Consider the following 24985-nt stretch of genomic DNA (forward strand, 5'->3'; position numbering starts at 1 on the left):
CGCTCGGAATGCCCCCGTGCTCCTCGCGGACACCCGGGCACCGGACGAACGGGGCGGCAGAAAGGACACGCTCATGAGCCAGGCAGCGCAGCCCGGCGGACCGGCCTCCTCGGGTGGCACGTGGCCGCCACGGCAGCCCGGGGCCCGGGGCGGTGGCTGGGCGACCGGCGGCGTGACGTTCGCCGGCGTACTGATGCTGTGCGGGGGCGTGCTCTCCGTCCTCCAGGGCATCGCCGCGGTCGCCGGGGACGACGTCTACTTCCGCCTCGGCGCCTACGTCTACAAGATGAACCTCACCGGCTGGGGCGTGATCCACATCATCCTCGGCGCGCTGGTCCTGCTGACCGGCATCGGCCTGCTCATGGACATGGCCTGGGCCCGCATCGCCGGTCTGGTCATCGTCGCGCTCAGCCTCGTCGCGCAGTTCCTCTTCCTGCCGTACCAGCCGGTGTGGTCGTTCGTCATGATGGCGATCGACGTGTTCGTGATCTGGGCCCTGGCGACGCGTCAGGAAGCGGTGGGCTGAGGCGGACGGCGGCCGGCCGGCCCAGCTCGCGCAGGGTCCTGCCGAGCACTGCCACCCCGTCGGCGACCACACCCGGCGGGGTGGCCGCGTAGCCGAGGACCAGACCGGGAGGGCCGGGCCGCTGCCGGTGCCAGGACAGCGGCTGGCACTTCACGCCCCGGGCGAGCGCCGCCGCGGCGAGCTCGGTGTCGGGTACGTCCCCGGCGTACGTCACCGTCAGGTGCAGGCCCGCCGCGGCCCCGTGCACGCGCGCCCCCGGCAGGTGCTCGGCGAGGGCGGCGATCATCGCGTCCCGGCGCCTGCGGTGGCGTCCGCGCACCAGCCTCAGATGCCGCTCCAGTTCCCCGGACTCCATCAGCCGGGCCAGCACCAGCTGCGGCAGCACCGCGTTGCCGAGGTCGTTGAAGCGCTTGGCGTCGACCAGCGCGGCCCGGTGGCGGGCCGGTGCCACCAGCCAGCCGATCCGCAGCGCCGGCGCGAGCAGCTTCGACACGCTGCCCATGTAGCAGACCCGGTCGGCCAGCAGGGCGCGCAGCGCGGGGACCGGCGGCCGGTCGTAGCGGTGCTCGGCGTCGTAGTCGTCCTCCAGGATCAGCCCGCCGCCGCGCGCCCACTCCAGCAGCTCACGCCGGCGCTCGCCGCTGGTCACCACGCCGGTGGGGAACTGGTGGGCGGGCGTGAGCAGGACGGCCCTGGCCCCGGTCGCCCGCAGCGCGTCGACCCGTACGCCCTCCGCGTCGACCGGCACCGGCGGTGTGGCCAGGCCCCCGTGCCCCAGGTGCTGCCGGGCCCCCAGCGAGCCGGGATCCTCCACCGCGACCGCGTCGACGCCGTCCGCGCGCAGCACCGGGTGCAGCAGCGTCAGCGCCTGGGCGGTGCCGGCGACGATCAGCACCGCGTCCGGCTCCACGCGTACGCCCCGCACCCGCGCGAGCCAGCCGGCGACCGCCCGCCGCAGCCGGGGCGCTCCGCGCGGGTCGCCGTAGCCGAGCTGGTCGGCGGACAGCTCGGCCAGCACGGCCCGCTCGGCCCGCAGCCACGCCGCCCGCGGGAAGGTGGTGAGGTCGGGCCGGCCGGGCGTGAAGTCGACGTCCGCCGGGGCGGCCCGCAGCACGTCGAACACCTCGGCCCCGGGCACACCCCCGGACCCCGCCCCGCCGTCCTGCCGAACCCACGGCCCGTCGGCCCGGCCACCCCGCCCGGCGCACGCCCCGTCCACCGTCCCGCCGTCGCGCCCGGTGCACGCCCCATCCGGTTCGCCACCGCGCCCATGGGCGTACGGCTCTGCGTCCCGCCCGGTGCACGCCCCCTCCGGTTCGCCACCGCGCCGCCCCGAGTGCGGCCTGTCGGGGCGGCTGCCGTTTGGTCCGTGGGACTGGCCGCTGCCTGGATGGCTGTCGGTCCCAGTAGGCCTGGCGCACGCCGCGTCCGGGCCGTCACCGTGCCCTCGGGCGTACGGCTCTGCGTCCGGCCCGGTGCACGCCCCCTCCGGTTCGCCACCGCGCCGCCCGGCGCACGCCTCCCCGGCCCCGCACCCGCGCTCACAGCTCGACAGCCCGGCCAGGTCACCGGCGTCAGCCGCGCCGCCGGCAGCGCCGATCCCCCCGTGGACGCCCTCCTCACCGGCACCCGGCGAGTCGCCCCCGCCGCCGGAACTCGTCGGCGGCGCAGAGGCGAAGGGCGTGGCCAGCACCACCGTGCCGCCGCGGCGGCGGCCTGCCACCTGGCCGTCCTCGGCGAGGCGGCGGTAGGCCTCGGTCACCACTCCCCGGGAGACGCGCAGCTCCGCGGCGAGGACGCGGGTCGGCGGCAGCCTGCTGCCCACCGCCAGCCGGCCGTCGGCCATCGCCTCCCGCAGCCGCCCGGTCAGCCACTCCGCCTTGCCGCCGGCGGGCACGTCGGCGACCGCCAGCTGCAGGAAGTCGGAGCCCCGCGCCGGCACCTCCGCCGTGTCCCGCCCCTCGTCCACCCTGCTCATGCTGTCACGCTCAGCTCAGTGCCCGAAGGCGAACTCCGGCGCGGCCGGGGTGAGGACGGCCGCCGCCGTGGGGACCGCCCAGTGCGCCGCCACCTCCTCCTCGACCGTCTTGAGCACCTCGGCCACGACGTCCGCGCCGCCGTCGTGCATCGCCTCCGCCACCACCAGCACCCGGCCGGTGTGCGCGCCGACCGCCGAGTGCCCGCTCTGCCGGTGGGTCCAGCGGCGGGCGTGCGCCCGCCCCGCGGAGTCGACGAAGGTCACCTCGCCGGGCGCGGGATGTTCGAGCGCACCGCCGAACGCCGTGTACGTCTCGTCCCCGCGGGCCGGTCGCACCTCCAGCAGCGGCCCGGCGATCCGGTCGGCGTCGAGGACCGCCACCGGAACCGCGTACGCCACCGAGATCGCGTTGCACAGGTCCACCAGCGGATGGATGGCCGGCAGCGCACCCTCCTTGCGCAGCCGGCGCAGCAGCGACTCCGAGGCGGACCGGTACTGCGTCGGCTTCAGCCCCATCCGGGAGAAGGCCCGCCGCCAGGCCAGCACCTCGGGGAACTCACCCTCGGTGGCCCCCGCCAGCCGCGCCACGGCCCGCCCGGTGTAGACGGCGGCGCGCGGCCGGGTGTCCGCACAGGCGTCGACGCCGGCGGCGTGGAGGACGCCGGCGGACAGTTCGGGGAACGCGGCCCGCACCGCGTCCGCATGCCGGAACAGCACGGTCACGCCACCCCCGCTCGGGCAGCCGGGTCGGACGACACGCTCAACAGGACCTCCTCGGTGATCGGAAACACCACCCTGCCCGGCGCTTGGCCCGGCAGCCAGGGCCAAACACGGCACGGCGAACGGGTCCATAACTCCGCGGCCGGCGCCCCTGCCCACGGGCCCCGGCGGACCGCGTGACATCATCGGCCGGGTCCGGGACCACAGCCGTACGCGCCGAGGCGAGGCCCACCCGCCGCGGCGAGCCGTACCAGGAGCACGAGAAGTACGAGACGCACCATGAACCCTGCTCTGCTGGACGACTTCTCCCTGGAGATGACCGGCAAGGACGTCCCCGGTCTGGAGGCGGCGCACGACAGCATCCCGCCGGGCACCCGGATCAACATCACCTTCCTGGCCGGCGAGGACACCGGGACCCGGCTGGCGGCCGCCCGCGCGGTCAAACGGCTCGGTTTCGTCCCCGTACCGCACATCTCCGCGCGCCGCCTGCCCTCCCGGCCCGCGCTGGAGGAGTTCCTCGCCGGGCTCGCGGCCGACGGCACCGCCGAGAACGTGTTCGTGGTCGGCGGCGACCCCGCCCGGCCCGAGGGCCCCTACGCGGACGCGCTCGCCGTCCTGCGCACCGGGCTGCTCCAGCACCACGGCGTCCGGCACGTCGGCATCACCGGCTACCCCGAGGGCCACCCCGGCATAGCCGACCGGACCCTGTGGTCGGCGCTCACCCAGAAGGCGGCGGCCATCGGGGCCGACCGGCTCACCGGGGACGTCATCACCCAGTTCGGCTTCGACGTCGACCCGGTCCTCGGCTGGCTGGAGGACCTCCGCGCGCGGGGCGTCCACCTGCCCGTCCGCATCGGCGTCCCCGGACCGGCGGGAGTGCGCCGGCTGCTCGGCTACGCCACCCGGTTCGGCGTCGGCACCAGCGCCTCCGTCGCCCGCAAGTACGGCTTCTCGCTCACCAACCTGATGGGCACGGCAGGACCGGACCGCTTCCTGCACACGCTGGCCGACCGGTACGACCCCGCCCGGCACGGCGCGGTGAAGGTGCACTTCTACACCTTCGGGGGACTGCGGGCCACCGCCGAGTGGATCACCCGGTTCCGGCAGCCGCACCTCTGCTGAGACCTGGCCAGGGCCACGTACGTGTCGGATTCCCGCCAGACCCGCGGGGCGCGGTCACCGATGCTGGAGGCATGCAGACAGGGATGCACCTCGACCGGGAGCACTGCGTGCGCGCCGTGCACTCCAAGGACGCACGGTTCGACGGATGGTTCTTCACGGCCGTCCTGACCACCCGGATCTACTGCCGGCCGAGCTGCCCGGTCGTACCGCCCAAGCCGGAGAACATGACGTTCCACCCGAGCGCCGCCGCCTGCCAGCAGGCCGGCTTCCGGGCCTGCAAGCGCTGCCGGCCCGACACCAGCCCCGGCTCCCCGGAGTGGAACCGGCGCGCCGACCTGGTGGCCCGGGCCATGCGGCTGATCGCCGACGGGGTCGTGGACCGTGAGGGCGTGCCCGGACTCGCCGCCCGGCTCGGTTACAGCACCCGGCAGGTGGAGCGGCAGCTGCTCGCCGAGCTGGGCGCCGGCCCCCTCGCGCTCGCCCGCGCCCAGCGCGCCCAGACCGCGCGGCTGCTCGTCGAGACCAGCACGCTGCCCATGGCGGAGATCGCCTTCGCGGCCGGCTTCTCCTCGATCCGCTCCTTCAACGACACCGTCCGCGAGGTCTTCGCCCTCTCCCCGAGCGAGCTGCGCGCCCGCGCCCCGAGGAGCGGTCCGGGCACCCCCGGCGTGCTCACCCTGCGGCTGCCGTTCCGCGCCCCGCTGCACCCGTCCAACCTCTTCGGCCACCTCGCCGCCACCGCCGTACCCGGTGTCGAGGAGTGGCGGGACGGCGCCTACCGCCGCACGCTCCGCCTGCCGTACGGCCACGGGATCGTCGCCCTCGCCCCCCGCCCCGACCACATCGCCTGCCGCCTCACCCTGAGCGACCTGCGCGACCTGACCGTGGCCATCACCCGCTGCCGCCGCCTGCTCGACCTGGACGCCGACCCGGTCGCCGTCGACGAGCGGCTGCGCACCGATCCACTGCTCGCCCCGCTGGTCGACCGGGCTCCCGGGCGCCGGGTGCCGCGTACGGTCGACGAGGCCGAGTTCGCCGTGCGGGCCGTGCTCGGGCAGCAGGTGTCCACGGCCGCCGCCCGCACCCACGCGGCCCGTCTGGTCACCGCGCACGGCAAACCCCTGGACGACCCCGAAGGCGGCCTCACCCACCTCTTCCCGGAGCCGGAGGCGCTGGCCGCCGTCGACCCCGGGACCCTGGCGATGCCCCGCACCCGGCGTACCACCTTCACCACCCTCGTCCGGCAGCTCGCCGACGGCGAACTCCACCTGGGCGTGGAGGCCGACTGGGCCGAGGCGCGGGCCCGGCTGCTCGCGCTGCCCGGCTTCGGGCCCTGGACGGTGGACGTCATCGCCATGCGCGCCCTGGGCGACCCCGACGCCTTCCTCCCCACCGACCTCGGCATCCGGCGCGCCGCGAAGGAACTCGGCCTGCCGTCCACCCCGGCCGCGCTGACCGCCCGCGCGGCCGGCTGGCGGCCCTGGCGGGCGTACGCGGTGCAGTACCTGTGGGCGACCGACGACCACCCGATCAACTTCCTGCCCGCGTAAGGGCCTCCGCAGGAACCTCCGCAACGGCTCCGCAAGGACTTTCGTAAGGATCTCCGCCATGAAGCAGCACACCGTCATCGACAGCCCCTACGGCCCCCTCACACTCGTCGCCGACGACGGCGTGCTGTGCGGCCTCTACATGACCGACCAGCGCCACCGCCCGCCGGAGGAGACCTTCGGCACCCCCGACGACACGCCCTTCGCCGAGGCCGCGGAGCAGCTTGCGGCCTACTTCGCGGGCGAGTTGACGGAGTTCACCGTCGAACTGCGCCTGAACGGCACCCCGTTCCAGCGCCGCGTCTGGGACCAGCTGACCCGTATCCCGTACGGCGAGACCCGCTCCTACGGCCGGCTCGCCGACGCCCTCGGCAACCCCAGGGCGTCCCGCGCGGTCGGCCTCGCCAACGGCCGCAACCCGATCGGCATCATCGTGCCCTGTCACCGCGTCGTCGGCGCGGGCGGCGACCTCACCGGCTACGGCGGCGGCCTGGAGCGCAAACGCCGCCTGCTGGACTTCGAACGCGGCACGCCCCTCTTCTGACCGGCCCCGCGCCCGCTACCCGGCACCCTCCGCGCCCAGCCGGTGCAGCAGCGCGGGCAGCGCGGTGCCGATGGGCTCCCGCACGACCTCGTCGGCGATCTCGTCGTACGGTGTCGGCTCGGCGTTGACGATGACGATCCGGGCGCCGTGGTCGGCGGCGACGCCGACGAGGCCGGCGGCGGGCTGCACCTGGAGGCTGCTGCCGACGGCGATGAACACCTGGCAGGCCTTGGTGACGGCCACGGCCTCGCCGAGGACCACCGGATCCAGCCGCTCGCCGAACATCACCGTCGCCGACTTCAGGATCCCCCCGCACGCCAGGCACGCCGGGTCCTCCTCGCCCTGCTCCACCCGGGCGAGCGCCTCGTCCATCGGCCCCCGCGCCCCGCACCCGGTGCACACCACGCTGCGCGCGCTGCCGTGCAGTTCGAGCACCTTGCGGGCGGGCATCCCGGCGAGCTGGTGCAGCCCGTCCACGTTCTGCGTGATGACCCGCACCGGGACGCCGGACCGCTCCAGGTCGGCGACGGCCCGGTGCGCCGCGTTCGGCTCGGCCCGGAGCGTGCGGTTCTTCCGCCGCATCTGCCAGGACCGCCGCCGGATCTCCGGATCGCTCATGTAGTACTCGTACGTCACGAGCTTCTCGGCCTCGGGATCCCGGCGCCACAGCCCGTTCGGCCCGCGGTAGTCCGGAATCCCGGAGTCGGTGGAGATACCGGCCCCGCTCAGCAGGGCGACGAGAGGCTTGGCCATGTCACCGAGGGTAGGGCGGGCCACGGGGCCGCCGCGAGCGGATAAGCGCGGGGGCGGGTTCTGCGGGACGGCCCCGGAGCCCGGCCCCCGGTGCCGGCGTCCCCGCCTGGCCAAGGTGACCGTCTCGCTCGATGCCCAGCTCGTCGTGGAGGTCATGGTGCTTGCGGGTGTGGGAGATCCGCGGGACGCCGTCGAACTGGGCGTCCGGGACCGCATCGAGCGCCGGCACCGCACCGAGGCACGGATCACCGCCGGGACGACGCCCTGCGCGAGGTGGACGCCGGGCTGCGCGACCCCGGGGCCGAGCGGTCAGGCCACCCGGTGGCCGTTCTCCAGTTCCGCCGTGCCCGAGTCCGCCGCGAGGACGTCCAGGGCGGTCAGCACCCGCAGGCCCAGCGCACCGGGCAGATGCGCGGTCAGCTCCTCACGGGCGACCAGGCGCCAGGACAGCAGCTCCTCCTCCTGCAGGCGGATCGCCTTCAGGTCGGTCTCGGTGAGGACACCGCCGTCGTACAGGTACGCCACCAGCGGCGGCCGGCCCGTGCCGTGCACCCAGTCCACGGCCAGCAGCCGGCCGAGTTCCCGGTCGAGCCCGATCTCCTCCAGCGTCTCCCGGCGGGCGCCCTGGCGCGGTGTCTCCCCGTCGTCGGACTCGATCGTCCCGCCCGGTAGCGCCCAGCCCTCACGGTAGTTCGGCTCGACGAGCAGCACCCGTCCCTCGGCGTCCCGGAAGAGCGCGGCGGCGGCGGCGAGGACACGGGGCAGGCTCGCGATGTACGCGGCGAAGTCAGGCGTCGTGGTCATTGAGGAAGGGTATCCAGCCACCCGGCCGCTACGACCCGCTCCCCGCGAGGCGCAGGGTGCGTTCGGCCAGCGCACTGATCCGTACGCCGTCGAAGCCGAACACCGCGCTGCGCACCGTGTCCTCCAGCGGGTCCCGCCAGCGCGCCGGGATCGCGTCCGCCCCGGTGAGGACGCCGGCCACGGAACCGGCCGTCGCCCCGTTGGAGTCGGTGTCCAGGCCGCCGCGCACGGTCAGCGCGATGGTCCGGGTGAAGTCGCCGTCGCCGTACAGCAGCCCGGCGGTGAGCACGGCGGCGTTCGGCACCGTGTGGATCCAGCCGAGGCCGGCGGTCTCCTCGGCCACCGTGGCCAGCGTCTCCTCCCAGGGCAGCCGCGTCTCGTGCAGGGACGCCACCCGCCGTACCGTCCGGGCCAGCCGGCTGCTCGCCGGGACGACCGTCAGCGCGGTGTCCAGGGCGTCCCGCACCGTCGGGGCGGTGAAGGCGGCCGAGATCAGCGCGGCGGCCCACATCGCGCCGTAGACGCCGTTGCCGGTGTGCGAGAGCACCGCGTCCCGGCGGGCCAGACCTGCGGCCCGGACGGGATCGCCGGGGCAGGTCCAGCCGAAGACGTCGGCGCGGATCAACGCCCCGATCCACTCCTGGTACGGGTTGTCGTACGTCGCCGTCAGCGGCGGTTTCAGCCCGTTCGCGAGGTTGCGGTACGCGGCCCGTTCCGCCGTGAACGTCTGCAGGTACGGCAGTCTGAGCAGCCACAGGTCGCCGACCTGCTCGGTGCTGAAGCCGAAGCCGTGCGTCTCCAGCAGGTGCAGGCCGAGGATCGCGTAGTCGACGTCGTCGTCGCGGCAGCTGCCGTGGATCCGGCCGCGCACGCAGCAGCGCCACTCCGGGCGCAGCACCGCGGCCTCGGCCGGGTCGGCGGGCTCGGGGAGGTAGTCGGTCAGGGGCAGGGCCGCGGCCCGGCGCAGATAGCCGTCGATGCGGTCGCGGGTCCACACCTCGCCCTGCTCGACCGGCTTGCCGAGCATGTTGCCCGCGATCCGGCCGAGCCAGCCGCCGTGGATGCGGTCGGCGAGGTCCCCTCCGGGGCGCTCGGTGCTCATGACAGAGGTGTACCCGTTCCGACAGGCGGCTCTCAGCGGCTTCCCAGGGTTCGGGCGGGGCATGACGCCGGAGGTGTCCTGCGGTTATCGTCACAGCGGCGCGACTGGCCCCGACGTGCGCGGGGCCCGGAGAGCAAGGGGAACACAAGGTGGCGGACGCTGCAGTGAACGAGACCCGTCGGGTGCTCATCGCCGCGGACAAGTTCAAGGGCTCGCTGACGGCCGTACAGGTGGCCGAGCGGGTGACGGCCGGACTGCGCGGGGTCGTGCCGGATCTCCCGGTCGAGGCGCTGCCCGTGGCCGACGGCGGTGACGGGACGGTGGACGCGGCGGTCGCGGCCGGCTTCGAGCGCCGCGAGGTACGCGTGGCCGGTCCGCTCGGCCAGGAGGTCACGGCCGCGTTCGCGCTGCGCGACGGTACCGCGGTGGTGGAGATGGCCGAGGCGAGCGGGCTGCAGCGGCTGCCGGCCGGCGTCTTCGCGCCGCTGACCGCATCCACGTACGGCTCCGGGGAGCTGCTGCGCGCCGCGCTGGACGCGGGCGCGCGGACCATCGTGTTCGGCGTCGGCGGCAGCGCCACGACGGACGGCGGCGCGGGCATGCTGTCCGCGCTGGGCGCGCGGTTCCTGACCGAGGAGGGGGAGCCGGTGTCCCCGGGCGGCGGCGGACTAGCCGACCTGGCCCGGGCCGACCTCTCCGGTCTCGACCCGCGGCTGTCCTCGGTCGAGCTGGTGCTGGCCAGCGATGTCGACAATCCGCTGACCGGGCCGAAGGGCGCACCGGCGGTGTACGGCCCGCAGAAGGGGGCCTCGCCGGACGACGTGGAGACGCTGGACGCCACGCTGGCCCACTTCGCGAAGGTGCTGGAGGCGGAGGCCGGGCCGCGGGCCGCCGAGTACGCGGCGGCGCCGGGGGCGGGCGCGGCGGGCGGTATCGGCTACGGCGCGCTGCTCCTCGGCGCGCGGTTCCGGCCCGGTATCGAGGTCATGCTCGACGTCCTGGGCTTCGCGCCCGCCCTGGAGCGGGCGTCCCTGGTCATCACCGGTGAGGGGTCGCTGGACGAGCAGACGCTGCACGGGAAGGCGCCGGCGGGGGTGGCCGCGGCGGCGCGGGCGGCGGGCAAGCAGGTTGTGGCGGTGTGCGGGCGGCTCGCTCTGCCGACCGAGGCGTTGCTGGGCGCCGGGATCTCCCGGGCCTACCCGCTGACGTCGGTCGAGCCGGACGTGGCCAGGTGCATCGCGGAGGCGGGACCGATCCTGGAGCGCGTCGCCGCCCGCATCGCCGAGGACCACCTGGGCTGACCTCCGGGGGCGCCGCCCCCGGACCCTCGGCCTGTGCGGTGCCCTCAGCCGACCGAGACGGGTGGGCGGGTGGGCGTACGGGAGTCTGGGGGCGGAGCCCCCAGGGCGTCGGCACAAGCGAGGGGCCCCCTACCCAACCCGGGTAGGGGGCCCTCGTCCAAGCGCCGCTACGGCAACTGCGCCGCCCGGGCCTCGCGGCGGTTGTCGCGGAAGTTGTTCACCCGCCGAGCCGTCGCGAACAGCGGAATCACCGCGCCCATGACCAGCTGCAGCGCGCACCCCGTCTGGAGCAGCAGCTGACCGCTGGGCGCGTCGAAGGCCCAGGCCGCCAGCAGCCCCATGGACAGCACGATCCAGCAGAGCATCGCCCCGGCCAGCCGCCCCCGCGGCTTCGGGTACTCCACCCGGCTCACCATCAGCCACGCCGTCCCCAGGATCGCCAGCAGCGTCGCCACGAACGGCAGCTCCAGCAGCACGATCGAGACGACGGTCAGCGCGCCGAACGGCGAGGGCATGCCCTGGAACATGCCGTCCTTCATCGTCACGCAGCTGAACCGGGCCAGTCTGAGGACCACGGCCAGCAGCACCACGATCGCGCCCACCGCCGCCACCCGCTGGTGCGCGTCGTCGGCGACCATGCCGTAGACGAGCACGAAGTACGCGGGCGCGAGGCCGAAGCTGATCAGGTCCGACAGGTTGTCCAGCTCCGCACCCATCGGCGAGGAGCGCAGCTTGCGCGCCACCAGGCCGTCGAACAGGTCGAAGACCGCCGCGCAGAGCATCAGGATGACCGCCGTGGCCGCGCTGTGGCGGGCCATGCCGGACTCCTGGCTGCCGGTGAGGTGCGGGATCAGGATGCCGGTGGTGGTGAAGTACACCGCCATGAAGCCGCACGTGGCGTTGCCCAGGGTGAGGGTGTCCGCTATCGACAGGCGGAGCGAGAGAGGCATCTCCTCCTCGTCGTCCGCCTCGTCGGCCTCGGGCACCCAGCCCGCCTGGGTCTCCGGATCAATCACGGTCAATGCGAGTCACCCCAGCCACGGTCTTCTGTCCGACCTCGACCGCGACCTCCACGCCCTCGGGCAGGTAGAGGTCGACACGCGAGCCGAAGCGGATCAGACCGATTCGGTCGCCCTGCTCGACCTTCGTGCCCTCCGGGATGTAGGGCACGATGCGGCGGGCCACCGCGCCGGCGATCTGGATCATCTCGATGTCGCCGAGTTCGGTGTCGAAATGCCAGACTACGCGCTCGTTGTTCTCGCTCTCCTTGTTGAAAGCCGGAACAAAGCCGCCGGGGATGTGCTCGACCGACGTCACGGTGCCCGCGAGGGGCGCGCGGTTGACGTGGACGTTGAGCGGGCTCATGAAGATCGCGACGCGGGTGCGCCCGTCCTTCCACGGCATGATGCTCTGCACCACACCGTCGGCGGGCGAGATGACCCGGCCCGGGGCGATCTCGCGCTCGGGGTCGCGGAAGAACCACAGCATGCCCGCCGCGAGCGCGGTGGCGGGCACGGCCACGGCCTTGGCGACGCCCGAGCGGCGGGCGCGGACCAGGCTGAGGGCTGCGGTGGCGACGGTCGGGAGAAGCCACGGCGATGCTCCGCGCGCGAGGCGTGCGCCTACCAGGCTGTCGCGGTGTGCAGAGGTTTGGCTGTGGGGCATGGATGACCTTCGTAGCGGATGATGCCGCGCTCTGACGGGGGACGGCGGCTTTCCCGGGATCGTACCGGGCGCGGGCCGCAACTCGGCAAGCGAGGAAGCCGAGTCGGCGGCCGAAGAGTGTCTACGGGGTGTGATCTTCTTCTCGAAGAAAACACCCCGTAACCGGACAATCAGCCCTGGAATCGATACTCCTCCAGCAGCCTGCGCCCGATGATCATTTTCTGGATCTCGGCGGTGCCTTCACCGATGAGCAGCATCGGGGCCTCACGGTAGAGGCGCTCGATCTCGTACTCCTTGGAGAAGCCGTAGCCGCCGTGGATCCGGAAGGCGTCCTCCACGACCTCCTTGCAGTACTCGGAGGCCAGGTACTTCGCCATGCCGGCTTCGAGGTCGTTTCGTTCCCCGGAGTCCTTTTTGCGGGCTGCGTTGACCATCATCGCATGCGCGGCCTCGACCTTGGTGGCCATCTCGGCCAGCTTGAACTGGATGGCCTGGTGCTGGGCGATCGGCTTGCCGAAGGTGTGCCGCTGCTGGGCGTACTGGACGCCGAGCTCGAAGGCGCGCTGGGCGACGCCGCAGCCACGCGCGGCGACGTTGACACGGCCGACCTCCACGCCGTCCATCATTTGGTAAAAACCTCGGCCGGTGACCCCACCGAGCACCCGGTCGGCCGGAATGCGCAGGCCGTCCATGATCAGCTCGGTGGTGTCGACGCCCTTGTAGCCCATCTTGTCGATCTTGCCGGGGATGGTGAGGCCCGGGCGGACCTCGCCGAAGCCCGGCTCCTTCTCGATCAGGAAGGTGGTCATCGACTTGTGCGGGGCCGTGCCCTCGGGGTGTCCTTCGTCACTGCGGACCAGGACGGCCACGAGCGAGGACGTGCCGCCGTTGGTCAGCCACATCTTCTGGCCGTTCAGGACGTACTCGTCGCCGTCCTTGACCGCCTTCGACGTGATGGCGGACACGTCCGAGCCCAGGCCCGGCTCCGACATCGAGAAGGCGCCCCGGATGTCGCCGGCCGCCATCCGCGGCAGGAAGTGGTCCTTCTGCTCCTGCGTGCCGTGCTGCTTGAGCATGTACGCGACGATGAAGTGGGTGTTGATGATGCCGGACACCGACATCCAGCCACGGGCGATCTCCTCCACGCACAGCGCGTAGGTGAGGAGGGACTCGCCCAGACCCCCGTACTCCTCGGGGATCATCAGACCGAACAGACCCAGCTCCTTGAGCCCGTCCACGATCTGCTGCGGATACTCGTCGCGGTGCTCCAGCTCGGTCGCGACCGGGATGATCTCCTTGTCGACAAAGTCACGGACCGTCGAGAGGATCTCCTGCTGGACGTCGGTCAGACCGGCGGTCTGGGCGAGACGGGCCATGGCCTACTTCTCCGTCTTTTCCGTAGGTGCGTTCAGTTCCGGGCGGCCCGGCTGCTCGCCGCCGCGCTCCTTGATGTACGTCTCGGTGGGCACCATCACCTTGCGGCGGAAGACGCACACCAGGGTGCCGTCCTGCTTGTAGCCCTTGGTCTCGACGTAGACGATGCCGCGGTCGTTCTTCGACTTCGACGGCCACTTGTCCAGCACGGTCGTCTCGCCGTAGATCGTGTCGCCGTGGAAGGTCGGCGCCACGTGCTTCAGCGACTCGATCTCCAGGTTGGCGATCGCCTTGCCGGAGATGTCCGGGACGGACATGCCGAGCAGGAGGGAGTAGATGTAGTTCCCGACGACGACGTTCTTGCCGAAGTCCGTCGTCTTCTCCGCATAGTTGGTGTCCATGTGGAGCGGGTGGTGGTTCATGGTGAGGAGACAGAACAGGTGGTCGTCGTACTCCGTGACCGTCTTGCCCGGCCAGTGCTTGTACGTCGCCCCGACCTCGAACTCCTCGTACGTGCGTCCGAACTGCATCGCGCTCAGGCCTCCGGGATCTCGAACGTCGACGTACGGGTCATCCCCGCCGCCCGCCCCTTGCCGGCGATGACCAGGGCCATCTTGCGGCTGGCCTCGTCGATCATCTCGTCGCCGAGCATCGCGGAGCCCTTCTTGCCGCCCGCCTCGGACGTGTAGTAGTCGTACGCGTCCAGGATCAGCTCGGCGTGGTCGTAGTCCTCCTGGGAGGGCGAGAAGATCTCGTTGGACGCCTCCACCTGGCCCGGGTGCAGCACCCACTTGCCGTCGAAGCCGAGCGCGGCGGCGCGCTGCGCCACCTCGCGGTAGCCCTCGACGTTGCGGATCTGCAGGTAGGGACCGTCGATCGCCTGGAGGTTGTTGGCGCGGGCGGCCATCAGGATCTTCATCAGGATGTAGTGGTAGGCGTCCGCCGGGTAGCCGGGCGGCTGCTCGCCCACGACCAGGGACTTCATGTTGATGGAGGCCATGAAGTCGGCCGGGCCGAAGATGATCGTCTCCAGGCGCGGGGAGGCCTGCGCGATCGCGTTGACGTTGTTCAGGCCCTGCGCGTTCTCGATCTGCGCCTCGATGCCGATCTTGCCGACCTCGAAGCCCATGGTCTTCTCGATCTGCGTCAGCAGCAGGTCCAGCGCGACGACCTGCTCGGCGTTCTGCACCTTCGGCAGCATGATGCAGTCGAGGTTCTGGCCGGCGCCCTCGACGACCGTCACGACGTCGCGGTACGTCCACTCGGTCGTCCAGTCGTTGACGCGCACGACCCGCGTCTTGCCCGTCCAGTCGCCCTCGTTGAGGAACTTGACGATGGTGTGCCGCGCCTCGGGCTTGGCGAGCGGCGCGCACGCGTCCTCCAGGTCCAGGAAGACCTGGTCCGCGGGGAGGCCCTGCGCCTTCTCCAGGAAGCGCGGGTTGCTGCCCGGTACGGCCAGGCAGGAGCGCCGCGGGCGAAGGCGGTTGACAGGGGTCGTCATGCGGGGACCTCCAGGGGGTCGAGCTTGTTCGCTTTCCGGATCTCGTCGACGATGCGGCCGATGATCCCGGTGATGTCGAAGTCCTTCGGGGTGAACACCGCGGCCACTCCGGCAGCCCTGAGCTGTTCGGCGTCACCGTTCGGGATGATGCCACCTGCGATCACGGGTATATCTGTGGCACCGGCCACACGCAGCCGCTGGAGCACGTCGGGGACCAGCTGGGCGTGCGAGCCGGACAGGATCGACAGGCCGACGGCGTGCACGTCCTCGGCCAGGGCCGCGTCCACGATCTGCTCCGGGGTGAGCCGGATGCCCTGGTAGACCACCTCGAAGCCGGCGTCCCGCGCGCGGACCGCTATCTGCTCGGCGCCGTTGGAGTGGCCGTCCAGGCCCGGCTTGCCGACCAGGAAGCGCAGCTTGCCGACGCCCAGGTCGCGGGCGGTGGCGTCCACCTTGGCGCGGACCTCGGCCATGGCCGAGCCCTGCTCGGCGGGAACGGCCACCGGCGCGGACGAGACCCCGGTGGGCGCCCGGTACTCGCCGAACACCTCGCGCAGGGCGCCCGCCCACTCGCCGGTGGTGACCCCGGCGCGGGCGCACTCCAGCGTGGCCTCCATGAGGTTGCCGGTGCCCTTGGCGGCCTCCTTCAGCCGCTCCAGCGCCTTGCAGGGCCGCGGGTGGTTGAAGGGCGGCTGGTAGCGGGTGTCCCGCCACTTGCGCAGCGACTCGACGACCCGGGTCTCGACCTCCGGGTCCACCGTCTGGATCGCGGTGTCCAGGTCGGCCGTGAGCGGGTTCGGCTCGGTGCCCTCGAAGATGTTGACGCCGACGATCTTCTCCTCGCCGGACTCGATCCGGGCCCGGCGCTCGGCGTGCGAGGCGACCAGCTGCGACTTCAGGTAGCCGGACTCCACGGCGGCCAGCGCGCCACCCATCTCCTGGATGCGGTCGATCTCCGCGAGGACCTCCTCGACCAGCTGGTCCACCTTCGCCTCGATCACCTTCGAGCCCTCGAAGATGTCGTCGTACTCCAGCAGGTCGCTCTCGTAGGCCAGCACCTGCTGGATGCGCAGGCTCCACTGCTGGTCCCAGGGCCGGGGCAGGCCGAGGGCCTCGTTCCAGGCGGGCAGCTGCACGGCACGCGCGCGTGCGTCCTTGGAGAGGGTCACGGCCAGCATCTCCAGCACGATCCGCTGGACGTTGTTCTCCGGCTGCGCCTCGGTCAGGCCGAGCGAGTTGACCTGGACGCCGTAGCGGAAGCGGCGCTGCTTGGGGTTCTCGATGCCGTAGCGCTCGCGCGTGATCTTGTCCCAGATGCGGCCGAACGCCCGCATCTTGCACATCTCCTCGATGAAGCGGACGCCCGCGTTCACGAAGAAGGAGATGCGGGCGACCACGTCACCCATGCGCTCCTGCGGCACCTGGCCGGAGTCGCGCACGGCGTCGAGCACGGCGATCGCCGTGGACATCGCGTACGCGATCTCCTGCACCGGCGTGGCCCCGGCCTCCTGCAGGTGGTAGCTGCAGATGTTGATCGGGTTCCACTTCGGGATGTGGGAGACCGTGTACGCGATCATGTCCGTCGTCAGCCGGAGCGAGGGCCCCGGCGGGAACACGTGGGTGCCCCGGGAGAGGTACTCCTTGACGATGTCGTTCTGGGTCGTGCCCTGGAGCTTGGTGATGTCCGCGCCCTGCTCCTCGGCGACGACCTGGTAGAGCGCCAGCAGCCACATGGCAGTGGCGTTGATCGTCATCGAGGTGTTCATCTGCTCCAGGGGGATGTCCTGGAACAGCCGGCGCATGTCACCGAGGTGCGCGACGGGCACGCCCACCCGGCCGACCTCGCCGCGCGCGAGGATGTGGTCGGGGTCGTAGCCGGTCTGCGTCGGCAGGTCGAACGCCACCGACAGGCCGGTCTGGCCCTTGGCGAGATTGCGCCGGTACAGCTCGTTGGACGCCTCGGCCGTGGAGTGGCCGGCGTACGTCCGCATGAGCCACGGACGGTCCTTCTGACGCTCTGTCATCTTCGACTCTCCGGGCCTCAGACGTTCCGGAAGCGGTTGATGGCGTCGATGTGCTTGGCGCGCATCTCCTCGTCGCGCACGCCGAGGCCCTCCTCGGGCGCCAGGCACAGCACGCCGACCTTGCCCTGGTGCAGGTTGCGGTGCACGTCGTAGGCGGCCTGACCGGTGTCTTCCAGGGAGTAGGTCTTCGACAGGGTCGGGTGGATCTTGCCCTTGGCGATGAGGCGGTTGGCCTCCCAGGCCTCGCGGTAGTTGGCGAAGTGCGAGCCGATGATCCGCTTCAGGGACATCCACAGGTAGCGGTTGTCGTACTCGTGCATGTAGCCCGAGGTCGAGGCGCAGGTGGTGATGGTGCCGCCCTTGCGGGTGACGAAGACGCTCGCGCCGAAGGTCTCACGGCCGGGGTGCTCGAAGACGATGTCGATGTCCTCGCCGCCGGTCAGCTCGCGGATGCGCTTGCCGAAGCGCTTCCACTCCTTGGGGTCCTGGGTGTTCTCGTCCTTCCAGAACTTGTAGCCCTCGGCGTTGCGGTCGATGATCGCCTCGGCGCCCATCGAGCGGCAGATCTCCGCCTTCTGGGGCGAGGACACCACGCAGATCGGGTTGGCGCCGCCGGCCAGGGCGAACTGGGTGGCGTAGGAGCCGAGGCCACCGCTCGCACCCCAGATGAGCACGTTGTCGCCCTGCTTCATGCCGGCGCCGTTGCGGGAGACCAGCTGGCGGTAGGCGGTGGAGTTGACCAGGCCCGGGGCCGCGGCCTCCTCCCAGCTGAGGTGGTCCGGCTTCGGCATCAGCTGGTTGGACTTCACCAGCGCGATCTCGGCGAGGCCGCCGAAGTTGGTCTCGAAGCCCCAGATGCGCTGCTCGGGGTCGAGCATCGTGTCGTTGTGGCCGTCGGAGGACTCCAGCTCGACCGACAGGCAGTGCGCGACGACCTCGTCACCGGGCTTCCAGGCGTTGACGCCCGGGCCGGTGCGCAGGACCACGCCCGCGAGGTCGGAGCCGATGATGTGGTACGGCAGGTCGTGCCGCTTGGCCAGCTCGCTGGTGCGGCCGTAGCGCTCCAGGAACCCGAAGGTGGACAGCGGCTCGAAGATCGAGGTCCACACCGAGTTGTAGTTGACCGAGGAGGCCATGACGGCCACCAGGGCCTCGCCCGGGCCCAGTTCGGGCAGGGGGACCTCGTCGAGGTGGATCGACTTGCGCGGGTCCTTGTCGCGGGTCTGCAGGCCCGCGAACATCTCCGTCTCGTCCTTGTGCACGGTGATGGCACGGTACGACTCGGGGAGCGGCAGAGCGGCGAAGTCGGCGGACGTGGCGTCCTTCGACTGGATCGCGTCCAGGATGTCCTTCACGGTCACGGTGTTGCCTCCGGCGGTGAGCGCCCTGAGGGAGGGGCGCCTGAGGGATCGTCGGTGCTGCGATGAGTGCTGCTGAGGGTTTTTTGAGTGGTGTGCCGTCGGTTCGGCTCGGTGGTGCTTCGGCAGCGCTTTGTGGCGCGGAAGGTTGCCTGTGACGCAGGCGTCCGGGCGCGCAGGCCATGAGCTTGCGGGGACAGCCGGCGAGCGAACGGTCTCTGCTCGCCGGCCGCCCGGACTCCTTCAACGTATGACACCGCGTGTCAGGCCGCAAGGCACTGAGTGCCAGAACTTCGCCTCAGATGAAATCTTTACGCAACAGATGAGCGATGATCGATCAGGTCAGGCTCGGTACACGGCGAACGGGCTGGGGCGGCACCCAGTGCCACCCCAGCCCGTTCCCGTCTTTTCGGCCGGTCAGGTCCGCGTCTTCAGCGCCTGCTCGATGGTGCGCATCACCTCGTCGAGCGGCGCGTCGGTCCGGGCCACCGTCACCAGGACCTCCCCATGGGCGGCAGCGGTGGCCGGCGGGGTGCGCGGGGCGCTCTCGCGGCCGGCCCCGATCCCGGTGCCGAACGTCTTGCGTACGATCGCGAAGGCGTGGTCCAGCTGCGCCTCCACGTCCCCCTGGCCGCCGGCCCGCAGCCAGCGCCGCAGCACGTGGTTGTGGGCGGTGACCACGGCCGAGGCCGCCACCTCGGCCAGCAGCGGGTCGTCGTTCGCGTCGTCGGCGTGCGCGTGCTCGTCGAAGTGGCCGAGCAGATAGCGGGTGAACAGGCGCTCGTAGCGCGCCACGGAGGCGATCTCGGCCTCGCGCAGGGTCGGGACCTCGCGCGTGAGCTTGTAGCGCGCGACCGAGATCTCCGGCCGCGCCGCGTACATCTTCATGACCTCCTTGATGCCGCGGCACACGGTGTCGAGCGGGTGCTCGTGCGCGGGGGCGGCGTTGAGGACCGCCTCCGCGCGGATCAGCGTGTCGTCGTGGTCCGGGAAGATCGCCTCTTCCTTGGAGCGGAAGTGGCGGAAGAAGGTGCGCCGGGCGACCCCGGCGGCGGCGGCGATCTCGTCGACGGTGGTGGCCTCGTACCCCTTGGTCGCGAACAGCTCCATGGCTGCTGCCGCCAGTTCTCGGCGCATCTTGAGCCGCTGGGCGGCCGCGCGGCTGCCTGCGGCACTTTCCGGCGCGTCGGGCGTAGCTGGTGTACGGGAGGACTTGGCGGGCTGGGACATGACCCGAACGTACTGCATCCGCGCAGCTCGGTGCGCGGATCCGGGCTCTCCCCCGCCCGCGGGGGGCGGGGGAGAGGCGGGCCGGGCGGGCGGGGCGGAGGCTCCCGGGTCGAGCAGCCCGCCCCAGTCCGCCTCCGTCCGGAACCAGTCGCCGACGCCGTCAGCGGCGGGCATACTCACGGAAGCCGCGGCCGGTCTTGCGGCCGAGGCAGCCGGCGGCCACCAGGTGCTCCAGCAGCGGGGCCGGGGCGAGGCCGGGGTCGCGGAACTCGCGGTGCAGCACCTTCTCGATGGCCAGCGAGACGTCCAGGCCGACCACGTCCAGCAGCTCGAACGGGCCCATCGGGTAGCCGCCGCCGAGCTTCATCGCCGCGTCGATGTCGTCCAGGGACGCGTAGTGCTCCTGCACCATCTTGATCGCGTTGTTGAGGTAGGGGAACAGCAGCGCGTTGACGATGAAACCGGCCCGGTCGCCGCAGTCCACCGCGTGCTTGCGGATCCGGCCGCAGACCTCGCGCACCGTGGCGTGCACGTCGTCGGCGGTCAGCACGGTACGGACCACCTCGACCAGCTTCATCGCCGGCGCCGGGTTGAAGAAGTGCATGCCGATCACGTCCTGCGGGCGCGAGGTGGCGCGGGCGCAGGCGACGACGGGCAGCGACGAGGTGGTGGTGGCCAGGACCGCGCCCGGCTTGCACACCTTGTCCAGCGCGGCGAACAGCTGCCGCTTGACCTCCAGGTCCTCCGCGACCGCCTCCACGGCCAGATCCACCTCGGCGAAGGCCTCGTAGGAGCCCGCCGGGACGATCCGCTCCAGGACCTCGGCGGCGGCCTCGGCGGTCATCCGGCCCTTGTCCACGGACCGGGCGAGGGACTTGCCGATCCGGGCCCTGGCCGCCTGGGCCTTCTCCTCGCTGCGGGCGGCCAGCACGACCTGGTAGCCGGCCTTGGCGAACACCTCGGCGATACCGGAGGCCATGGTGCCGGAGCCGGCGACACCGACCGAGCGGACCTCCCGGCCCGTGCCGAGCGAGGCGTCCGCCGCCGGGGTCAGCGCGTCCGGCACCACCGTGCCGCTGCCCGGGGCCTCGTACGTGTAGAAGCCGCGCCCGGACTTGCGGCCGGTCAGACCCGCCTCGCTCAGCTGCTTGAGGATCGGGGCGGGCGCGTGCAGCCGGTCGTGGGACTCGGCGTACATGGCCTCCAGGACCGTCCGCGCGGTGTCGATGCCGATCAGGTCCAGCAGGGCGAGCGGGCCCATCGGCAGGCCGCAGCCGAGCCGCATGGCGGCGTCGATGTCCTCGCGGGAGGCGTACCGGGCCTCGTACATCGCGGCGGCCTGGTTGAGGTAGCCGAACAGCAGCCCGTCGGCGACGAAGCCGGGCCGGTCGCCGACCGCGACCGGCTCCTTGCCGAGCTCGATCGCGAGGTCGGTGACGGCGGCGACGGCCTGCGGCGCGGTCAGCACCGAGGAGACCACCTCGACCAGCTTCATGGCCGGAGCGGGGTTGAAGAAGTGCAGGCCGAGCACGCGCTCGGGGCGGGCCGAGCCGGCGGCCAGCCGGGTCACGGACAGCGCGTTGGTGCCGGTCGCCAGGATCGTCTCCGGCCGGACGACGCCGTCCAGCTCACGGAGGATCTGCTGCTTGATCTCGTACGACTCCGGGGCCACCTCGATGACGAGGTCGGCGTCGGCCGCCGCGGCCAGGTCGGTGGTGGTGCGCACCCGGGCCAGCGCCCCGGCGCGCTCCTCCTCGGTGAGCCGGCCGCGCTCCACGGCGCGGGCGGTGGCGGCCTCCAGGGCGGTGAGCGCCTTCGCGGCCTGGGCCTCGCTGATGTCGATGCCGATCACTTCGCGACCGGCCCGCGCGAGGACCTCGGTGATACCGGTGCCCATGGTGCCGAGGCCGACGACGGCGATCGTCCTGAGCGGGGACAGGGAACTGCCGGACTGGGGGGACAGGGGAGTGGCCATCGCGGGACTCCAGGAATGAGGGTGACGACGAGGAACGCCCCGGGTGCGCCAGGCAGGCGCACCACGGTGCGAGGAGGGTGCGGGTGTTGCCGGGCTGCGAGCGCACACGCCCGGTGCCGCCGGTGCCGCGGGCGTGCACACGCCCGGGAATGGCGGAAGGTCCGACCGGCTCTGTCCCGAAGCCGGGCCGTACTGCGGTACACACGGTGTACCGAACCGACAGACACGCTCGCGACGGCCGCGTCACCAAACCGTCGCCAGCGAAAGATGCGAGTGGGTTACTCGCTCGAATGAGCTTAACCGGCGGGTAACGAGCGCGCCAGCCCTCGGGCGGAAACCGACTTTGTGATGTACCTCCCTCGGCGGACGCGACCCGCCTACGCTGGACCTCGTGGACGAAGAGTTGCGATCGCTCACCGAACGCTTACGGCAGGAGTCCGGCGGCTCGGCGGCGTTCGAGAGCCTGCTGGCCACCGAGGACCACGACGCCCTGGCGGAGGTGCTCACCGCCCCCGGGCAGCCGCTGTGGGCGCGGGAGCTGGCCGCCTTCCGCCTCGGCAGTGCCGGCGACCGGCGCGCCTTCGAGTCCCTGGTGCTGCTGCTCAACCACCGCGACCCGCCCCGCTGCGCCTCCGCCGCGCACGCCCTCGCCCGGCTCGGCGACCCGCGCACGGCCCGCGCCGCCGCCGCCCTCGCCACCAACGAACTGCGCGTCGCCTACGCCCTGCACCCGGTACGGCTCCTGGTCGCCCTGCGCGCCCCCGAGTCCGTGCCCGCGCTGATCACCACCCTGGAGCGGCGGCTGCGCCCGCACGACCCCTACCGGCGGGTGGCCCTGGCCTGCGTGGAGGGCCTGGGCGCCCTCGGCGACCCCCGCGCCCGGCGGGTCCTGAACGAGGCCCTCGCGCACCCCGCGCTCGCCGAGGCCGCGGTGCACGCGCTGGCCCGGCTCCCGCAGCAACAGCCCCGGTGAGGACCGGTCAGCCGGCCGGCGCGCGCACGTACCGCACCTCGGGCACGGACACGCCGTCCACCTCGAAGGGCTCCTCGGCGCCGTCGGGCCGGAACCCGGCGCGCTCGTAGAAACGCCGGGCCGGGGCGTTCTCCTTGAGGACCCACAGCAGCATGCGCGCAGTGGCCGGACACCGCCCGAGCGACGCGGCGAGCAGCGCCCGCCCGATGCCGGCGCCGAGGTGCGCCGGGTCGACGTAGATCGCGTACAGCTCGGCGTCCCCGGTGTGCGCGCCACCGTCCCGGTACGGCCCGTACGCCGCCCATCCGAGCACGGTGCCGTCCCGCTCGGCGACCAGGTTCACCACGCTGGCGGTGCCCTGCGAGAACCCGGCGCGCCGCCGCTCGGCGTCCGCGGCGACACTCAGCCCGTCGAGGTACGCCTGGGGCGCGAGCCCCCGGTAGGCGTGCTGCCAGCCGCGGACCCGGATCTCGGCGACGCGGTCGCAGTCGGCGAGGGTCATCTCCCGGACCGTCAGGGAACTCACGCGGCCACCACCGCCGGGGGCAGGGCGGCGCGGGCCGTGCGGACGGCCGGCATGGGGGTCATGTCCGTGACGACGAACACCTGCCGGGCCTGGGCCGCCGGATCGCCCGCCCCCACCAGTTCGCCGTCCTTGTCGAGGGGGAACTGCCCGGAGACCGCGACGAGGCGGCCGGTCGCGGTCACCACATGGGTGTACCGGGCGGCGGGGAACACCCCGGCGGGGGCGGTGCTGCGGGTGGGTTCGCTCATGCGTCCATGGTGGGCCATGCCACCGACAACACCGCCGGCGGGCCGGGCGGTTGCCCGGCGCGGCAGCGTGGTCCCGGCCCGCCGGGGCGCCGGCTAGGGGCGGAAGCCCAGCAGGCCGTGCAGGGTCGAGCCGCGGGACGCCGTCGACGCCGACCTGCCCTTCACCGGTTTCGGGTCGGGGGACTTGGCACAGACCGCGTCGGCCGGGCCGGCGCCCCGCGGCACCCTGCCGCTGCCCAGATACGCGGCCAGGTGCTTGTCCAGGCACGCGTTGCCGCTCAGCGTGATGCCGTGGTTGCCGCCGCCCTCCTCGACCACCAGGCTGGAGCGGGCCAGCAGCCGGTGGACCGTCACACCGCCGGCATACGGGGTCGCCGCGTCGTCGGTCGCCTGGAACAGCAGGGCCGGCGGCAGTGCCTTGTTGGCGATGTCCACCTGCCGGCGCGGACCGGTCGGCCAGAACGCACAGGGCGCGTTGTACCAGGCGTTGTTCCAGGCCATCATGGGTGCCTTCGCGTGCATGTCCCAGCCGTCCGCACGCCACCGGTTCCAGTCGCGCGGCCAGGGTGCGTCGCGGCACTGCACCGCCGTGTAGACGCTGTAGCCGTTGTCGCCCGAGGCGTCCACGGCGGCGATGTCCCGGTACGCCTTCACCAGCGGCCCGGTGTCCTTGCGGTGGACGTAGGCCGCGAACGCCTCGGCGAGGTACGGCCAGTAGCCGTTGAAGTAGGCGCCGGGCATGAAGGTGTCCTCCAGCTCGGCGGCGCCGACCTCGCCCCGGGCCGGCTTCTTCGCCAGTGCCGTCCGCATCGCGTACCAGCGGGCCCCGATCCTTTCGGGGTCCCGGCCGAGCCGGTAGGTCGTGTCGTACCTGGCGATCCAGGCCATCAGCGCGCGGTGGCGGTCGTCGAAGGCGTAGTCCTGGCCGAGGTTGTCCCGGTACCAGACACCGGTCGGGTCGACGATCGAGTCCAGCACCAGACGGTGGACGCGCTTCGGGAACAGCTTCGCGTAGACCGCGCCCAGATAGGTGCCGTAGGAGTAGCCGAGGTAGCTGATCCGCGATGCGCCGAGGGCCCGGCGGACGGCGTCCAGGTCCTTGGCGGCGCTGACCGTGTCCAGGTACGGCAGGAGGTCGGCGTACCTGCGGCCGCAGGCCGCGGCGAAGGACCGCGCGCGGTCGAGGTTCGCCCGCTCCAGCGCGGGCGTGGCCGGCACGGAGACGGGGCGCACCGGCGTGAAGTGGCCGGGCACGCAGTCGAGGGCCGGCCGGCTCCGGCCGACCCCGCGCGGGTCGAAGCCGATGACGTCGTACCGGGCCGCGACGCTCTTCGGCAGTTCCGAGGCGACGAACCCGGCGAGCGTCAGACCGCTGCCGCCGGGGCCACCGGGGTTGACCAGCAGCGGGCCCTGGGAGGTCCGGGCGGTGTGCGGGACGCGGGACAGCGCGAGCGTGATCTGCCGGCCCGACGGTCTCGCGTGGTCCAGCGGCACCTTCAAGGAGGCGCACTGGAGCCGGGGGTAGTCGCCGGTGCCGCACTTCTTCCAGCTGAGCCCGGCCGGCCGGGCTGCCTGTGCGGGGACGGCGGTGACCGAGCCCGCCAGGACGGCGGCGGCCGCGGCCGCGCACAGCAGGGCTGCGCGTGTTCTCATTCGGGTCCTCCCGGGACGGAGGGTTCGGCGAACCGCGAGGCTCACGGCTCTCGCCGGATCG

Annotated in this window: 22 protein-coding genes and 2 pseudogenes; 7 read left to right on the forward strand and 17 right to left on the reverse strand. The window is 72.6% G+C overall.

Features of this window, described 5'->3' with window-relative positions; translation table 11 throughout:
* Positions 1-73: 73 nt before the first annotated feature.
* Positions 74-526, forward strand: coding sequence for a DUF7144 family membrane protein (locus S1361_RS32215; RefSeq protein WP_208035394.1), 453 nt, complete (start codon positions 74-76; stop codon positions 524-526).
* On the opposite strand, the gene S1361_RS39520 is transcribed toward S1361_RS32215, so the two are convergent.
* A complete protein-coding gene (locus tag S1361_RS39520) occupies positions 462-2504 on the reverse strand; it encodes an aminotransferase-like domain-containing protein (RefSeq protein ID WP_243769380.1) in 2043 nt (680 codons plus the stop codon). The genes S1361_RS32215 and S1361_RS39520 overlap by 65 nt on opposite strands.
* Positions 2505-2519: 15 nt before the next feature.
* Positions 2520-3227 (reverse strand): B3/B4 domain-containing protein, encoded by a 708-nt coding sequence (locus tag S1361_RS32230; RefSeq protein ID WP_243769381.1) that lies wholly within the window; start codon positions 3225-3227, stop codon positions 2520-2522.
* A 276-nt stretch (positions 3228-3503) separates the two neighbouring features.
* Here S1361_RS32230 and S1361_RS32235 point away from each other — a divergent pair, with 276 nt between their 5' ends.
* The 3 genes from S1361_RS32235 (at position 3504) to S1361_RS32245 (ending at position 6437) form a co-directional block, all read left to right on the forward strand.
* Entirely contained in the window at positions 3504-4346 is an 843-nt protein-coding gene (locus tag S1361_RS32235) for a methylenetetrahydrofolate reductase (RefSeq protein WP_208035396.1), read from the forward strand.
* A 71-nt stretch (positions 4347-4417) separates the two neighbouring features.
* A complete protein-coding gene (locus S1361_RS32240) occupies positions 4418-5896 on the forward strand; it encodes an AlkA N-terminal domain-containing protein (protein ID WP_279577634.1) in 1479 nt (492 codons plus the stop codon).
* Positions 5897-5954: 58 nt separating this feature from the next.
* Positions 5955-6437: a methylated-DNA--[protein]-cysteine S-methyltransferase gene (locus tag S1361_RS32245; protein WP_208035397.1), complete on the forward strand. Its 483-nt coding sequence runs from the start codon at positions 5955-5957 to the stop codon at positions 6435-6437.
* 15 nt (positions 6438-6452) lie between these two features.
* Here the strand turns inward: S1361_RS32245 and S1361_RS32250 are convergent, their stop codons facing one another.
* A complete protein-coding gene (locus S1361_RS32250; protein WP_208035398.1) occupies positions 6453-7190 on the reverse strand; it encodes an SIR2 family NAD-dependent protein deacylase in 738 nt (245 codons plus the stop codon).
* Between the two features lie 106 nt (positions 7191-7296).
* Between S1361_RS32250 and S1361_RS39525 the strand changes: the two are divergent.
* Positions 7297-7437 (forward strand): annotated as a pseudogene (locus S1361_RS39525) (type II toxin-antitoxin system VapB family antitoxin); the annotation flags it as partial.
* Positions 7438-7499: 62 nt separating this feature from the next.
* Here S1361_RS39525 and S1361_RS32255 read toward each other — a convergent pair.
* A complete protein-coding gene (locus S1361_RS32255; protein ID WP_208035399.1) occupies positions 7500-7994 on the reverse strand; it encodes an NUDIX domain-containing protein in 495 nt (164 codons plus the stop codon).
* Between the two features lie 28 nt (positions 7995-8022).
* Positions 8023-9096, reverse strand: coding sequence for an ADP-ribosylglycohydrolase family protein (locus S1361_RS32260; RefSeq protein WP_208035400.1), 1074 nt, complete (start codon positions 9094-9096; stop codon positions 8023-8025).
* A 164-nt stretch (positions 9097-9260) separates the two neighbouring features.
* Here S1361_RS32260 and S1361_RS32265 point away from each other — a divergent pair, with 164 nt between their 5' ends.
* Positions 9261-10397, forward strand: coding sequence for a glycerate kinase (locus S1361_RS32265; RefSeq protein WP_208035401.1), 1137 nt, complete (start codon positions 9261-9263; stop codon positions 10395-10397).
* Positions 10398-10564: 167 nt separating this feature from the next.
* Here the strand turns inward: S1361_RS32265 and pssA are convergent, their stop codons facing one another.
* The 9 genes from pssA to S1361_RS32310 form a co-directional block, all read right to left on the reverse strand.
* Positions 10565-11383: a CDP-diacylglycerol--serine O-phosphatidyltransferase gene (gene pssA / locus S1361_RS32270; RefSeq protein WP_208036861.1), complete on the reverse strand. Its 819-nt coding sequence runs from the start codon at positions 11381-11383 to the stop codon at positions 10565-10567.
* Positions 11384-11405: 22 nt separating this feature from the next.
* The gene (locus S1361_RS32275) at positions 11406-12062 is read right to left on the reverse strand and encodes a phosphatidylserine decarboxylase (protein ID WP_208035402.1); all 657 of its coding nucleotides are present in this window, start codon (positions 12060-12062) and stop codon (positions 11406-11408) included.
* Between the two features lie 170 nt (positions 12063-12232).
* Positions 12233-13438: an acyl-CoA dehydrogenase family protein gene (locus S1361_RS32280; RefSeq protein ID WP_208035403.1), complete on the reverse strand. Its 1206-nt coding sequence runs from the start codon at positions 13436-13438 to the stop codon at positions 12233-12235.
* A gap of 3 nt (positions 13439-13441) precedes the next feature.
* Positions 13442-13966: a MaoC family dehydratase gene (locus S1361_RS32285; RefSeq protein ID WP_208035404.1), complete on the reverse strand. Its 525-nt coding sequence runs from the start codon at positions 13964-13966 to the stop codon at positions 13442-13444.
* 5 nt (positions 13967-13971) lie between these two features.
* Entirely contained in the window at positions 13972-14937 is a 966-nt protein-coding gene (locus S1361_RS32290) for an HpcH/HpaI aldolase/citrate lyase family protein (RefSeq protein ID WP_208035405.1), read from the reverse strand.
* Complete coding sequence (locus tag S1361_RS32295) at positions 14934-16961, reverse strand: protein meaA (RefSeq protein ID WP_208035406.1); 2028 nt, start codon at positions 16959-16961, stop codon at positions 14934-14936. Before S1361_RS32295 ends, S1361_RS32290 begins: the two co-directional genes overlap by 4 nt.
* A 17-nt stretch (positions 16962-16978) precedes the next feature.
* Complete coding sequence (gene ccrA, locus S1361_RS32300; RefSeq protein WP_208036862.1) at positions 16979-18316, reverse strand: crotonyl-CoA carboxylase/reductase; 1338 nt, start codon at positions 18314-18316, stop codon at positions 16979-16981.
* A gap of 420 nt (positions 18317-18736) precedes the next feature.
* Positions 18737-19549 carry a TetR family transcriptional regulator gene (locus S1361_RS32305; RefSeq protein WP_208035407.1) on the reverse strand — a complete coding sequence of 271 codons (813 nt, stop codon included), beginning with the start codon at positions 19547-19549 and terminating at the stop codon, positions 18737-18739.
* Positions 19550-19709: 160 nt separating this feature from the next.
* Entirely contained in the window at positions 19710-21524 is a 1815-nt protein-coding gene (locus tag S1361_RS32310; RefSeq protein ID WP_208035408.1) for a 3-hydroxyacyl-CoA dehydrogenase family protein, read from the reverse strand.
* Positions 21525-21915: 391 nt separating this feature from the next.
* Between S1361_RS32310 and S1361_RS32315 the strand changes: the two genes are divergently transcribed.
* Entirely contained in the window at positions 21916-22497 is a 582-nt protein-coding gene (locus tag S1361_RS32315) for an adenylosuccinate lyase (protein WP_208035409.1), read from the forward strand.
* Between the two features lie 7 nt (positions 22498-22504).
* On the opposite strand, the gene S1361_RS32320 is transcribed toward S1361_RS32315, so the two are convergent.
* The 3 genes and pseudogenes from S1361_RS32320 to S1361_RS32330 form a co-directional block, all read right to left on the reverse strand.
* Positions 22505-22999, reverse strand: a complete 495-nt coding sequence (locus S1361_RS32320) for a GNAT family N-acetyltransferase (protein ID WP_208036863.1) — start codon at positions 22997-22999, stop codon at positions 22505-22507.
* Positions 23000-23037: 38 nt separating this feature from the next.
* Positions 23038-23271: pseudogene (locus tag S1361_RS32325) on the reverse strand (Rid family hydrolase); the annotation flags it as partial.
* 93 nt (positions 23272-23364) lie between these two features.
* A complete protein-coding gene (locus tag S1361_RS32330) occupies positions 23365-24924 on the reverse strand; it encodes an alpha/beta hydrolase (protein WP_208035411.1) in 1560 nt (519 codons plus the stop codon).
* Positions 24925-24985 lie beyond the last annotated feature (61 nt).

Origin of the sequence: Streptomyces cyanogenus, from assembly GCF_017526105.1 — a bacterium.
Lineage (GTDB): Bacteria > Actinomycetota > Actinomycetes > Streptomycetales > Streptomycetaceae > Streptomyces > Streptomyces cyanogenus.

Excerpts from the sequence above, each read along its gene's own strand:
- S1361_RS32240 (WP_279577634.1), top strand. The coding sequence starts at position 4,418 with ATGCAGACAGGGATGCACCTCGACCGGGAGCACTGCGTGCGCGCCGTG.
- S1361_RS32280 (WP_208035403.1), bottom strand. The coding sequence starts at position 13,438 with ATGGCCCGTCTCGCCCAGACCGCCGGTCTGACCGACGTCCAGCAGGAG.
- S1361_RS32260 (WP_208035400.1), bottom strand. The coding sequence starts at position 9,096 with ATGAGCACCGAGCGCCCCGGAGGGGACCTCGCCGACCGCATCCACGGC.
- S1361_RS32290 (WP_208035405.1), bottom strand. The coding sequence starts at position 14,937 with ATGACGACCCCTGTCAACCGCCTTCGCCCGCGGCGCTCCTGCCTGGCC.
- S1361_RS32215 (WP_208035394.1), top strand. The coding sequence starts at position 74 with ATGAGCCAGGCAGCGCAGCCCGGCGGACCGGCCTCCTCGGGTGGCACG.
- S1361_RS32250 (WP_208035398.1), bottom strand. The coding sequence starts at position 7,190 with ATGGCCAAGCCTCTCGTCGCCCTGCTGAGCGGGGCCGGTATCTCCACC.
- S1361_RS32310 (WP_208035408.1), bottom strand. The coding sequence starts at position 21,524 with ATGGCCACTCCCCTGTCCCCCCAGTCCGGCAGTTCCCTGTCCCCGCTC.
- S1361_RS32305 (WP_208035407.1), bottom strand. The coding sequence starts at position 19,549 with ATGTCCCAGCCCGCCAAGTCCTCCCGTACACCAGCTACGCCCGACGCG.
- S1361_RS32255 (WP_208035399.1), bottom strand. The coding sequence starts at position 7,994 with ATGACCACGACGCCTGACTTCGCCGCGTACATCGCGAGCCTGCCCCGT.
- S1361_RS32285 (WP_208035404.1), bottom strand. The coding sequence starts at position 13,966 with ATGCAGTTCGGACGCACGTACGAGGAGTTCGAGGTCGGGGCGACGTAC.
- S1361_RS32245 (WP_208035397.1), top strand. The coding sequence starts at position 5,955 with ATGAAGCAGCACACCGTCATCGACAGCCCCTACGGCCCCCTCACACTC.
- S1361_RS32295 (WP_208035406.1), bottom strand. The coding sequence starts at position 16,961 with ATGACAGAGCGTCAGAAGGACCGTCCGTGGCTCATGCGGACGTACGCC.
- S1361_RS32275 (WP_208035402.1), bottom strand. The coding sequence starts at position 12,062 with ATGCCCCACAGCCAAACCTCTGCACACCGCGACAGCCTGGTAGGCGCA.
- S1361_RS32320 (WP_208036863.1), bottom strand. The coding sequence starts at position 22,999 with ATGACCCTCGCCGACTGCGACCGCGTCGCCGAGATCCGGGTCCGCGGC.
- S1361_RS32330 (WP_208035411.1), bottom strand. The coding sequence starts at position 24,924 with ATGAGAACACGCGCAGCCCTGCTGTGCGCGGCCGCGGCCGCCGCCGTC.
- S1361_RS39520 (WP_243769380.1), bottom strand. The coding sequence starts at position 2,504 with ATGAGCAGGGTGGACGAGGGGCGGGACACGGCGGAGGTGCCGGCGCGG.
- S1361_RS32235 (WP_208035396.1), top strand. The coding sequence starts at position 3,504 with ATGAACCCTGCTCTGCTGGACGACTTCTCCCTGGAGATGACCGGCAAG.